The organism is Advenella sp. FME57, assembly GCF_014897675.1.
In the GTDB taxonomy this organism is placed as follows: domain Bacteria; phylum Pseudomonadota; class Gammaproteobacteria; order Burkholderiales; family Burkholderiaceae_B; genus Advenella.
Genome location: NZ_JABUXU010000016.1, coordinates 40,506 through 52,936 on the forward strand (window position 1 = coordinate 40,506; position 12,431 = coordinate 52,936).

The 12,431-nt window shown below is 56.2% G+C and carries 10 protein-coding genes; 5 read left to right on the forward strand and 5 right to left on the reverse strand.

Annotated elements, in window-relative coordinates; translation table 11 throughout:
* The first annotated feature begins 64 nt into the window (after positions 1-64).
* Positions 65-1,852, forward strand: a complete 1,788-nt coding sequence (ggt, locus tag INT32_RS17005; RefSeq protein ID WP_193089907.1) for a gamma-glutamyltransferase — start codon at positions 65-67, stop codon at positions 1,850-1,852.
* A 227-nt stretch (positions 1,853-2,079) separates the two neighbouring features.
* The gene (locus INT32_RS17010) at positions 2,080-3,135 is read left to right on the forward strand and encodes a nitronate monooxygenase family protein (RefSeq protein WP_193089908.1); all 1,056 of its coding nucleotides are present in this window, start codon (positions 2,080-2,082) and stop codon (positions 3,133-3,135) included.
* Between the two features lie 132 nt (positions 3,136-3,267).
* Here the strand turns inward: INT32_RS17010 and INT32_RS17015 are convergent, their stop codons facing one another.
* From INT32_RS17015 to INT32_RS17030, 4 genes are all read right to left on the reverse strand, one after another.
* Complete coding sequence (locus tag INT32_RS17015) at positions 3,268-4,461, reverse strand: MFS transporter (RefSeq protein ID WP_193089909.1); 1,194 nt, start codon at positions 4,459-4,461, stop codon at positions 3,268-3,270.
* Positions 4,462-4,507: 46 nt separating this feature from the next.
* On the reverse strand, positions 4,508-5,884 hold the full coding sequence (locus INT32_RS17020; RefSeq protein WP_193089910.1) for a CoA transferase: 1,377 nt from the start codon (positions 5,882-5,884) through the stop codon (positions 4,508-4,510).
* The gene (locus INT32_RS17025; RefSeq protein ID WP_193089911.1) at positions 5,881-6,594 is read right to left on the reverse strand and encodes a nitroreductase; all 714 of its coding nucleotides are present in this window, start codon (positions 6,592-6,594) and stop codon (positions 5,881-5,883) included. The genes INT32_RS17020 and INT32_RS17025 overlap by 4 nt, the downstream gene beginning before the upstream one ends.
* A gap of 690 nt (positions 6,595-7,284) precedes the next feature.
* Complete coding sequence (locus tag INT32_RS17030) at positions 7,285-7,992, reverse strand: pirin family protein (RefSeq protein ID WP_193089912.1); 708 nt, start codon at positions 7,990-7,992, stop codon at positions 7,285-7,287.
* Between the two features lie 192 nt (positions 7,993-8,184).
* On the opposite strand from INT32_RS17030, the gene INT32_RS17035 reads away from it, so the two are divergent.
* A complete protein-coding gene (locus INT32_RS17035) occupies positions 8,185-9,132 on the forward strand; it encodes a LysR family transcriptional regulator (protein ID WP_193089913.1) in 948 nt (315 codons plus the stop codon).
* Between the two features lie 107 nt (positions 9,133-9,239).
* On the opposite strand, the gene INT32_RS17040 is transcribed toward INT32_RS17035, so the two are convergent.
* Positions 9,240-9,506: a hypothetical protein gene (locus tag INT32_RS17040; protein ID WP_193089914.1), complete on the reverse strand. Its 267-nt coding sequence runs from the start codon at positions 9,504-9,506 to the stop codon at positions 9,240-9,242.
* Between the two features lie 922 nt (positions 9,507-10,428).
* Here INT32_RS17040 and INT32_RS17045 point away from each other — a divergent pair.
* A complete protein-coding gene (locus tag INT32_RS17045; protein WP_193089915.1) occupies positions 10,429-11,316 on the forward strand; it encodes an SMP-30/gluconolactonase/LRE family protein in 888 nt (295 codons plus the stop codon).
* Positions 11,317-11,444: 128 nt separating this feature from the next.
* A complete protein-coding gene (locus tag INT32_RS17050; RefSeq protein WP_193089916.1) occupies positions 11,445-12,428 on the forward strand; it encodes a TRAP transporter substrate-binding protein in 984 nt (327 codons plus the stop codon).
* Positions 12,429-12,431: the final 3 nt, after the last annotated feature.

Consider the following 12,431-nt stretch of genomic DNA (forward strand, 5'->3'; position numbering starts at 1 on the left):
TGTGCAACGGGTGTTTTCTCAGGTTGTTCAGGATATACATCTAAAAAAATCGAGGAGTACAGACATGTTGTTCGACAAAAGAATAAGCCGGCTTGCGCTGTCGGCAACCTGCCTGAGCGTTGCGCTGGCGCTGGGTGCAGGCCAGGTCACGGCGCAGGAACCACCGGCTGCCGCAAGCACCGTCAACCTGCCGGCGCCGCCTACCATCAAGTATGACTACGACATGGATATTTTCCATCCGGTCAGCGCCAAAAACGGTATGGTGGCATCCGAGCAGCGCCTGGCCTCGGAGATCGGACTGGAGATTCTCAAAAAAGGCGGTAATGCGGTCGATGCGGCGGTGGCTGTGGGCTTTGCCCTGGCCGTGGCATTGCCCAATGCGGGCAACCTGGGCGGTGGCGGTTTTATGATGGTGCACGAGGCCAAATCGGGCAAGACCATCGCGCTTGATTTTCGTGAAATGGCCCCGTCAAAGGCCGGCCGCGACATGTATCTGGATGACAAGGGCCAGGTCATCAATAATAAATCGCTGTATACCCATTTTGCCGTTGGCGTACCGGGTACGGTCAAAGGGATGGAGCATGCCCTGAAAAAATGGGGCACCATGCCGCTGGCAGAGGTGATCCAGCCGGCCATTGCCCTTGCGGAAAAGGGATATGCCGTCAGCCCGACGCTGGCCGAAGCGCTGGCTGTGGAAAAAGACAACCTGGGCAAGTGGGAAAACACCAAGGCCATTTTCTTCAAGGATGGCGAACCGCTCAAGGCGGGTGAGCAACTGGTCATGAAAGATCTGGCCAATTCCATGAAAATGATCGCAGAACAGGGCAGTGATGCGTTTTACAAGGGCGCCATTGCCGAGCAGATCGTCCAGGAAATGGGCAAGCATCAGGGACTGATTAGCAAAGAGGACCTGGCCAACTACAAAGTGGTGGAACGTGAGCCAGTCACCGGTGACTATCGCGGCTACAAGATTGTGTCCATGCCGCCTCCGAGCTCGGGCGGTATCCATATCATTCAGATGTTGAATGTGCTGGAACACTTCCCATTGAACGAATCGGGCCCCAACAGCGCCAAAACCATTCGCCTGATGGCAGAAACCATGAAGCGCGCTTATGCCGACCGGTCCGAATATCTGGGTGATACCGATTTTGTCAAAGTCCCGCAAAAAGGCCTGATCGCCAAATCCTATGCTGATGATCTGGCCAAACTGGTGGCCGAAGAAAAAGTGACGTCTGCCAGGGATATCAAGCCCGGCGCGCCGCAGAAATATGAAAGCGACCAGACTACCCATTACTCTGTTGTAGATAAGGACGGCAATGCGGTCGCAGTCACTTATACGCTGAATCTGAATTTCGGCAGCGGGATTGTAGCCGGCAATACCGGCGTTCTGCTGAACAATGAGATGGATGACTTTTCGGCCAAGCCGGGCGTGCCTAATGCCTTCGGCCTGATCGGCGGGGAGGCCAATGCCATTGAGCCCGGCAAGCGGCCACTGTCGTCCATGACGCCAACCATGGTGCTCAAGGACGACAAGCCCTGGCTGGTGACCGGTAGCCCTGGCGGCGCACGCATTATCACAACTGTGTTGCAGACGCTCACCAACAGTATTGATTTTGGCATGAACCCGGCCGTTGCTGCTGCCCTGCCGCGCTTTCATCACCAATGGCTGCCGGACGAACTGCGGCTGGAACCCGGATTTAGTCCCGATACCATCGAGCTGCTGAAAAAACAGGGCTACAAGGTCGTTGTCAAGCCCACAATGGGCCGCACGCAAACCATACAGATTCGCGACAATATGATGTATGGCTACTCTGATCCGCGTAATCCGGATGGCGTCACTCTGGGGTACTGAATCAAGGGGTGAGTGATGGTATGGACGGCCTGCACGCGTGCAGGCCGTTTTTCACACAACGATCAAAACCCCAATGCGATGTATGACAAGGGCAAATTCCGCCTGCCGCTTTGGTATGATGGGCCGGCAAACCTGATGTCGGACATCGTGAAGCGCTGCATGTGTTGACCCGTGCTGTTGCTGCATTCGGCCCGGCCGGGCCGAGCAGTCACGCAAAAAGGAATGTCATGAGTAAATCACTCGTCCAATTATTGAATACAACATATCCGCTGATCCAGGCACCTATGGCGGGCGTTTCCACGCCGGCACTGGCCGCTGCCGTATCGGAGGCCGGTGCGCTGGGCTCTTTGGGACTGGCGTCCGCCTCGCTGGATCAGGCGCGCAGCATGATCACCGAAGTCCAGCGCCTGACGCGCAATCCGGTAAACATCAATTTCTTCTGCCATCGGCCGACCGCGCCGGACCAGGCGGCCAGCCAGGCGTGGCTGGAGCACTTGCGTCCCATGTTCGAAGCGTTCGGGGCCACGCCGCCATCAGAACTGAAGGACATCTACAGGCCATTTCCCGATTACCCGGATATGCTTGAACTGGTGCTGCAAACCCGTCCGGCAGTGGTCAGTTTCCATTTCGGCTTGCCGTCGCAGGAATATATTGACGCGTTGAAAAACGCCGGCATCCTTCTGATGGCCAGCGCAACCACGCCCGCAGAGGCCCGCCAGATCGAGGCCGCCGGCATTGATGTGCTGATTGCCCAGGGATATGAAGCCGGCGGACATCGGGGCGTATTCGACCCGGAAAATGGCGACGCTCAGTATGGTACGTTTGCCCTGGTGCATATGCTGGCAACACAATCGGCATTGCCGGTGGTGGCCGCTGGCGGCATTATGGACGGTGCTGCTATCAAGGCCGCGCTGGCCCTGGGCGCGGCTGGCGTGCAATGCGGCACGGCGTTTGTGCTGTGCCCGGAATCGGCCGCCAATGCCGCCTACCGCAAGGCGTTGCAAAGCGAACGCGCTTATGACACCCGTGTTACGACGACGCTATCGGGGCGCGCAGCGCGTGGTTTGCGCAACCGCCTGTATATAGATGAACCGTCCAGCGCCCGTCCGCCCACCCCCGGCTATTCCATGACCTATGATGCGGCCAAGGCACTGAACGCGGCTGCGAGCGCCAAAGGCAATGATGACTTTGCCGCGCAATGGGCAGGCCAGGCGGCGGCATTGGCCCGGCCGATGCCGGCAACGCAAATGGTGCAGACGCTGGTTACGGAAGCGGGCTGGTAAACCGCCAAGAATCCTTGTCGGATCAGCCAGCGCGCCCGGCAATGCGTCGGGCGCCTGTCTGCCGCGTGAGCATCATCGCCATCGTAATTATCATCACAAGCGTAATTGTCAGCGCAAGCGTATCGTAGTGGGCTATGTGCGCAGTTGGTGCCTGCGCAAAATAACGCCTCGCATCAGGAAAATCACCAGGCCGATCAGTGTCATCAGCAGGCCCGCCCATACGGGCGAAACCAGACCCAGGCCGGCGGTAATGGTGATGCCGCCCAGCCAAGCGCCCAGTGCATTGGCGGCATTGAAAGCGGCATGTGTCAAGGCACCCATCAGTGTAGGCGCCTGCGGGGCGCTTAGCATGATCTGGACCTGCATGGAAGGCACCACCAGCATGGAGCTGAACGCAATGCCAAACATACAGATCAACAGCATCCAGGAAGAGCTTGCCGTCAGGCCCAGGATAAACAGCACAATCAGCACACAGCAAAAGCCGATGATGATTCCCTTCTGTTGATATTTGTCCGCCAGATAGCCGCCCAGCAGGTTGCCGCTGGTCATGCCGACGCCAAAGGTCATCAGGGCGACCGGAATCATCGCCGCAGGCAAATGGGCCACATCGGTCACCATGGGACCAATATAGGTATAAACGGCAAAAATGCTGCTGGTGCCAATGGCGATGATCAGGAGCAGAAACCAGGCTTGGGGTGTTTTCAGACCATGCAGCTCCTGGCTGACCGGATTGCCCTTTAGCGCATCTGATTTGGGTAACCAGCGCCATAGGCAACCGAAGGCCAGCAGGCCGAACAGCGCGACCAACAGGTAGGTATTGCGCCAGCCCAATACCTGTCCGGCAAAGGTGGCTGCAGGCGCACCAATGATATTGGCCACGGTCAGGCCCAGCAGGATCAGCGACACAGCCCTGCCGGTTTTGCTTTTGCCGACCAGATGGGCGCCGGCCACAACGCCCGCGCCAAAATAGCAACCATGCGGCAGCCCGGTCAGAAACCGCGCCACAATCAGCGATTCGATAGAGGGCGCCAGCGCTGACAGCACATTGCCCACAATGAACATGAAAAACAGCAGAAGCAGAAACGGTCGCCGATGCAGGCGTGCGCCTGCCATGGTCAGCAACGGCGCGCCGGTCACAACGCCAATGGCATAGGCTGAAATGGCATGACCGGCAGTCGGTATGCTGACCTGCAGATCGCTTACGATCAGCGGCAATATTCCCATGCTGGCAAATTCAGTGGTGCCGATACAAAAGCTGCCCAGGGACAGCGCGAGCAGGGCCAGGGCCACGTGTTGTGGCGTCGTGCCGGAAGTTGAAGGTTGCATGAGGCAGGTTGGTGAAGTGGGGTGCGCAGGGAGGCTATCAAGCCGTTTAGTCGGTCCGCCAGGACGGATCGTCACTGCCCCAAAGACCGCCGACCTGTGAAAAACGGGCGTGGCTGTCTATGGCAAAGGCAGGAAGCGATTGTATAACGATTCCTGATGGGCTGGGCTGGCGCAACTGCCACGGTGACACATCGGCTAGCGAAATACCTTTATCGGTAGCGGCACCACTGGCAAGCAGCCAGTTGGCGGTCGCCAGCAAATGTGCCTGCACGCGCCAGGTGCCACCCTGTTCGCTGCGCCATTTGAGCGCACGCAAAATGCCGGCCGCCAGCAGATAGCCGGTGGCATGATCCAGCGCCTGCGCCGGCAGGGCCCCGGGCGTGGCGCCGTCCGCAGATTCCAGCATGCCAATGCCGGTCGCCGCCTGCACGATACTGTCAAAGCCGCGTCGATCCCTCCATGGACCTGCAAACGTCCAGGCCGATAGCGTCGCGTGAATCAGATGGGGGTAGGTTCGGGCCAGCGTTGCGCTGTCCAGCCCGAAAGCCGCCAGTGCCTGCGGGCGATAGCCTGTGACCAGGACATCGGCGGTGCTCAATAGTTCATGCAGTCTGTGCAATGCTTCGGGTTCACGCAAGTCGAGCAGGGCAGAGCGTTTATCGGCACCGGTGTCCACATGTTGCACCGGCAGCTCCGGCATGGCCGGATTATCAATCCGCAACACATCGCAGCCCAGATAAGCCAGTGTGCGCGTGGCAACCGGTCCGGCAATCACGCGGGTCAGATCCAGCACCCGTGGCCGCCCCTGCTGGGAGCCGGGCGGGATTGGCGTTTGCCGCGCGATATTGTCTATGGACAGCAGCGGCACGCCAGCGGCTTGCTGCGCTTGTTCCGACTGCTGCCATTGCGCAGTATCGCGCACCTTGACGGCAATGCCTTTGGCTGCGGTTACTGTTTCTTCTACGTCAATAGCGCGCCACTGTTTGAGGGTATCGGCCAACTGTTCACGCGGGCACGCATCGGGCAGGCCAAGTGCGTCCAGCAGGCGCTGGCGGTGATGGGGATAGTTGCCATGTAACCTGACCCAGCCATCTGTGGTTTGAAAAAAACCTGAGTGAGACTTGAAGACCGCAGCGTGCTCGCCGTCTATTGTTTGCAATTGATCATTGCGAAAGGCAACTGACACTTGCGCGGGGTCTACCGTCACGGTCTGCGCCTGGCGCAGATCGGCGGCGGACAATGCGGCTGCAGCGACGGCGCCGCAAGCCAGTTCATTGACCTGCAGATTGGACGGTAAAAAATTTCCCGCACCCAGTTGCAGATGCGCCCGCGCATACTGTGGGGACAGTTGCAAAACGGGCAGCAGTGAAGAAAGAAGGCTGTTGGACAGCGGCGTTTGTCGGGGGCGGGGGGCGTCGGTCATGATGCGCTTTCCTGCCCATCAGCGTGAAATACCGTAAATTCGTCAACTTCGATCCGACTGGTGGAAAACTGATTGGCCGGGTGTTCGGTATCTTCATAGCCCAGCGAAATACCGCATGCGATGATCTGGTCATCCGCGATATGCAGATGGCTGCGAATGATTTCGGGATAGTTGCTCAGTGCCGCCTGGGGACAGGTATGCAGCCCCAGCGATCTGGCCGCGATCATGATGGTCTGGATAAACATGCCGGTGTCCATCCAGCTGCCGGTCTCCATGTCGTTGTCCAGCGTAATGAACAGGACAACCGGCGCATCAAAAAACGCAAAATTGCGGCCATGCTGGCGTTTCATACCGATCTTGTCCTCTCGGGTTATGCCCAGCGTGTTGTACAGTGACCAGCCGGTTTCGCGCCGTCTTGCCAGATAAGGTTCGCGCCATTTTACCGGGTAGTACTGGTATTCGCGCTTTTCCGGCTCGCCGTTGTCGTGTGCCTGCATCAAGGCCTGCGCAATGGCGGCGCGCGCGGCGCCGGTCACCACATGGACTTTCCAGGGCTGAATATTACTGCCGCTGGGCGCGCGGGCGGCTGCATGCAGAATAGTGCGGATGTCGTCGGTGGAAACCGGATCGGGCAAAAAGCCGCGCACGCTTTTGCGGGTCAGGATTGCCTGCAGGGTTTCATTTTCGAAATGAGGGTCTCGGCTATTCATGGGAACTCGTCTGGTCGTCGGGCACGGATGTCAGTTGAAATACGCAGCCATCAATACAAAAGACGGCAACTTCACTTTACCATTTTTTCAGTGCACGCAATATGACCGGGAGGAGTTCTCGTTTGCAGCAACGCCATTCGCTCATCCTGCCCAGTCGGGACGCTGCATTTGAAAGTGACCACAAACTCTAATGCGAATCGTGTCTTTGCTTATCGCAAAAAAACGTTCCCTATTCAAAGTGCACTGCGTAGACTTTGTCAGGCGGTGATCGCTATGACACAAAATTTATCACAATTGAAATATCGATGGATGATATCAATCACCATAAGGAAATCGTCCGATGAGTACGACAGCATTGAAGGTCCGGGAGCTTCCTGCCAACTTAAAAGCAAACGTAAACGCGATGATTTCCCCTTCTTTCGGCATTGTCTCATCGGTAGCCATTGAGGGCGAACCTGTCCTGGCACATCGTGCCGACCGAAATTGCGTAAAATCAATTTGCAACGATCAGTTTTGCTACGTTTTTACCACCGATCCGGCCCGTTGTCTCCTCCTGGCGGATCGGTGGCTTTTCATCACGTGGCGATTACCTGCAACTGCGGCAATACGTCTATAAGTCTGGAGCCGTTCAGGCTGCAGGCAGCAACTGAATGCGGTGCCTGCTGTTTGAACGGCCAGCGGCAGTGACCATTAGAATTGCGCAGGCAGATCAAACATCAGTACTTCGGCGTTGCTGCCATTTTCCAGAACCACGGATTTTTCATCCGTGATCTTCAGCGCATCGCCCGCCTGTAGCAGCTGGCCATTGACAGTCACGCTGCCTTTGGCCACATGCACATACCCGGCGCGCCCGTCAGCCAGTTCGTGGCTCAGTGCGGGATCGGCATTCAGGATGCTGGCATATATTCTTGCATTCTGATGGATCAGCACCGAGCCCTGTTCCCCGTCGGGGGAAGCGATCAGGCGCAGGCGGCCTTTTTTCTCTGCCGGTGTGAAGGCTTTCTCTTCATAGCCAGGTGCGATACCGGCTCTGTCTGGCTCAATCCATATTTGCAGGAAGTGCACCGGTTGCTCGGCCGAATCATTATATTCGCTGTGCATGATGCCGGTCCCGGCGCTCATGCGCTGCACGTCGCCGTAGCCAATGGCCGAACCGTTACCCATACTGTCGGAGTGAGCAAGCTTGCCTTCCAATACATATGAGATAATTTCCATGTCGCGATGACCATGCTTGCCAAAGCCGCGTCCGGGCTGCACCCGGTCCTCGTTGATGACAAGCAACGGGCCAAATCCGGTATGGGCGGGATCATGATAGCCGCCGAACGAGAACGAATGGCGTGAACTTAGCCACCCGTGCTCGGCAACACCGCGTTCTTCACTTTTTCTGATTTCCAGCATTTTGTTTATTCCTTGATAATGGGTTAGGGTGCTTCGAAGGCTATATTTGAAGTGCATTTGCAATGGATGTGCACTGAATGCAGCGCGCCCTCTGTTGCACCACTGATACTGTTATTGTATGGGGTATATTAGGGATTCTGTAGACCGAAATTCGGAACTCTTTTTCCTTTATCTGGAACAATCGCAACCGTCATGACAATCAACGCAAACGACCTGATTCTTTTTGCCCAGGTCATGGATTCCGGCAGTTTTTCCGCCGCAGCCGACCGACTCGACCTGCCTAAGTCCACCCTGTCACGCCGCATCAGCGGATTGGAGACAGAGCTGGGCGAGCGCCTGATCACCCGCAGCACGCGCAAGCTGATGATCACTGAGTTTGGCAGTGAAGTTCTTGAACACGCCCGGCGACTGGTCGATGAAACAGAATGCACGATCGCTTTTGCCCGGGACCGGCAGGCAACCCCCCAGGGAACATTGCGGGTGTCATTTCCTCCCGATTTTTTTGAACATGCGCTCGCCGAGTTTTTGCCTCTGTTTTCAGAGCAGCATCCGAATGTGCGGCTGGAACTGGATCTGTCGGCCAGACGGGTGGATCTGCTGGCAGAACGATTTGATGCCGCCATTCGTGTGGCTAGCTCTTTGCCCGACGACAATAGCCTGGTCGCCCGCCGTCTTGCTACACTGGTGACGTCCCTGTATGCCAGTCCTTCCTATATGAGCAAACATGGCCCGCCCCAGGAGCCGGCGGATCTGAAAACACATCGTGGATTGATGCTGATGAATAGTATGGGCGACATTCGGCGCTGGCGATTGAGCCGCGGCACCGATTTTTGGGAAGGCTCGCCGGCTTGCATGTTCAGTTCAAATTCCCTGGGTCTGCAGCGGACCATGGCGCTCCATAGCATGGGCATCGGCGGTTTGCCCGAACCCATGGCCAGACCGTTTGTTGAAAACGGCACGCTGGTGCCTGTTCTGCCGGGCTGGAATTTACCCGAAGCTATCGTCTGGTGTGTCACCCCCGGGCGCCGTCTGCTGTCGCCAGCCACACGCGCATTTATTGAAGTCTTCAGCCAGGTGATGAAGAGAAATGCCGCTTACCGAATTGCAGATATCAAGGCGCTGCTGGCCAGCCAACCGTAAAAATCCTCCCTAAATAGCTTCGTCAACAAAGAAAAGGCCATATCCGTTGCGGAATATGGCCTTTTTTTCACGCTATACCAGATGCAATAGGCTGGCGCGTTCCTGGCTTAGTCACCCATGTATTCGTCTGCAGGATGTTCTGCCTGATAGTCAGCCAGATCGCGTCGCACATCAGCACGGCTATCGGTGCTTCGTACAAGAATCGCAGGGTAGGAAGAGTCGCTGGTGTTGCTTTGCTCAACGATCAGATTTTGCTGCACGGGGCTGACCGCATTTTCAGGGAAGGGATATTGGCTTTCGGAAAAATCGGCAGCATGGGCGGCACCGGCAACAAAAGCGGCACCAAAGAGAAGGGAAGCAAGTACGTTTTTCATGATGTTAACTCCATATATGATCGGTAGAAATCTGCGGGAGTGTGCGTCGGTTTTGACGCACTGCAGGATTCAGTGAGTTCATTATGGACTTCTGATATCGATAGAAAAATACTTATTACAGAATTATGAATTCCATTTATGGAACAATTAGCGATATTATTGCCGATTAATTTTAGCTAATTCCATATTTGGCATAAACTATCGATCAATGTAGGTCAGGTATGCAGGTTGATCGCTCATCGTGAACGTGAATGCTGCCATGCGCCACCGCATTGACCAGCCATTCGGCAGCTTTGTCGGACAGGCGAGCCACGGTTGGCTCGAGAGTGTGCTCGTAGCCACAACCATGGTTTTTTTCTGCCTTGTGCTGGTTTACGGAATGTTCATGATAATCATGATATGCCAAATATCATGGGTTGATGCGAATGTGGTGCCTTTGCAGGGCTGTGAGGGCCAGGCGTAAGCAGGCTTTCAACCAGGTAATGGCCACGCCGATGCTTGCTGCAAACAAGGGATATCCCGAATTAATGAGTGCTTGACAGCCAAAATATTGAATTCCATACTACTCACAAACTTGTATGATGTCATACAATGAAAATATAAATCACCGCCATGAAATCCATTGTTCTGTTTTCTTTCTGCGTGCTGCGAGTCTTCACTTTTCTTATGAAAAAAGGAAAAGTATGAGGAATCGACAGCGACTTTTTGGCGACTTTTCGCGGTTTGCAAGATGCTGGGCGGGTATCACATTCGGTACAGTGGTTTTGTATATCTTATCGGACGTCATATCCCTTTTTTCTCGGAGGTGGCTCATGCTGCATCAAATGAGCTGTGCTTCTCGTACAAGCGCACCGACGCAGCAACTGCTCGCATACGTTAATGATGAATGTGATGTCCGCCAGTCCAGGACAGGAGTACATGTATGACGCACGCCCATGTTGAACGGGTCGGCAACATGTTGTGCCAGGTTGGAGAAAGCCCGGTATGGCATCCGCAGCACCAGGCGCTTTACTGGACTGATATTCCGGCCAGGCAATTGTGGCGCTATAAGCCAGATAGCGGCGCTATTGACCAATGGTCTTTGCCGCAGATGGCCGGCTGTATCGCCATGCGGGCCGATGGCTGGCTGGCAGCCATGGAAACAGGGATTTTTTCGCTTTCTGATTTGACCGTCGCCGATCCCGCACCAGGCGTGCAACCTATGGCAACTGTGATGCACGCGCGTTCCGGCATGCGTTTTAACGATGGTCGTTGTGATCGCCAGGGTCGCTTCTGGGCCGGCACCATGCTCATGGACATGGCTGCGGGCGCGCCGGTAGGCCGGCTATACCGTTACGCGGCCGGCGAGCTAGCCATGCCGCTGGCGGAGCCGTTGATTGTGCCAAATGGCATGGGGTTCAGCCCTGATGGCCACCGCATGTATCTGTCGGACTCCCATCCATCGCGCAAGACTGTGTGGGTGTATGACTACGATCCAGAGACCGGCCTGCCGGGCAATCGCCGCGTTTTCATTGATGCCTTGCCTGCCGGGCGCCCCGACGGCGGCGCAATAGACCAGGATGGTTGTTACTGGATTTGCGGCAACGAAGCGGGACGGGTCTATCGGTATACGCCCGACGGCCGCCTGGATCGCAGTGTGCAGGTGCCAGTCCCCCGGGTTGCCATGTGCGCCTTCGGTGGTCGCAGTTTTGACACATTGTTTGTGACAAGCATACGTCCGGCAGATGCGGCGCCCGACGCCCTGGATGGCGCAGTGTTCGCTTTGCAGCCCGGAACACGCGGTATAGAGGAGCCCAGCTATCGTGATTAAGCGATTGTGATGAGTTTAGGAAACCGGCCCGTACAGGTCGGCGCGCAGCATTGCAGCAACCACGCTTTACCGTTTTATTAATCAGTTCATATCCGACAACAATATCAGCCCCAACCCGGAGCAAGACAATGCAATTGACCCCCAGCCGTTTCGGTCAGATCGTGACCGCCGCCATGTTTGCGTTTGCAGGCATGAGCACCGCCCAGGCGCTTGAACTGCGCTCGGCCGACATCCATCCCAGTGACTATCCCACCGTGAAAGCGGTGGAATATATGGGCGATCTTATCAAGAAAAAAAGCGATGGCCGTATTACGGTCAAGGTATTTTCAGGCAGTAAGCTGGGCAGCGAAGACGACTCGATCGAACAGGTCAAGCTGGGCGCGCTGGCCATGGCTCGGGTAAGCAGTGCTGCCATGCATAACATTTGTGAAACCACACGGGTGCCGTCGCTGCCATTTCTGTTTCGTTCAGTAGAGCACCAGCACAAAGTGCTGGACAGCGATATCGGGAGCCAGATTCTCAAGTCCTGCGAAGATGCCGGTTTTGTCGGTCTGGCATGGTATGACAGTGGAGCGCGCTCCATGTATACCCGCAACAAGCCGGTTAAAACTGTTGCGGACGTCAAGGGGATGAAGATCCGGGTACAGCAGTCTGACCTGTCGGTCGCCATGGTCGAAGCGCTTGGCGCCAACGCGACACCCATGCCGATGGGCGAAGTCTATACGGCACTCAAGACCGGCCTGGTGGACGCAGCCGAAAACAATTTTCCCAGCTACGATAGCGGTCATCATTTTGAAGTGGCCAAGTACTTTTCGCTGACAGAGCACACGATGACGCCGGAGATCCTGGTGTACTCCAAACGGCAGTGGGACAAGCTGCCGGCAGCGGATCAGCAAATCATTCGCCAGGCGGCTCAGGAGTCGGTTCCTTATATGCGCAAACTGTGGGCAGAGCGTGAAGAAAAATCCCGCGCAGTGGTTCAAAAGGGTGGTGCGCAGATTGTAGAGCCGGACAAGGCCTCGTTTCAGGCGGTAATGAAGCCCGTCTATGATCGTTTTATTACGACACCGCAAATGAAAGATCTGGTTGCGCGCATCCAGGCTGTGAAATAGGAT